The following is a 256-nucleotide window of genomic DNA, read 5'->3' as shown; positions in this document are numbered from 1 at the left end:
ATCCCGGCCAGCGCCAGCGCACCGCCGCCAAACAGCACGGCGGTAAATGGCATGATTTTGAGCATTCCGCAGACGACGTTGAGATCGCGCGTGCCGTACTTGAGCAGTACATTGCCGGAACCGCAGAACAGCAGCGTTTTTGCCAGACTGTGGTTTAAGGTGTGCAGCAGCGCGGCAAAAATTCCCAGCGGCCCGCCAATGCCTAACGCCACCGCGACCAGTCCCATGTTCTCCACGCTGGAGTACGCCAGCAGAC

The 256-nt window shown here is 60.2% G+C and carries 1 protein-coding gene; it reads right to left on the bottom strand.

The window, feature by feature from the left end; genetic code table 11:
* Positions 1 to 256 (bottom strand): proton-conducting transporter transmembrane domain-containing protein (locus tag ABFY71_RS18980; RefSeq protein WP_347947434.1); only part of this gene is annotated, 256 nt, incomplete at both ends.

The organism is Devosia alba, assembly GCF_039938915.1.
GTDB classification, from domain to species: Bacteria; Pseudomonadota; Alphaproteobacteria; order Rhizobiales; family Devosiaceae; genus Devosia; species Devosia alba.
Note: the sequence above shows the minus strand (reverse complement) of the source record. Positions and strands in the feature narration are given on the sequence as shown.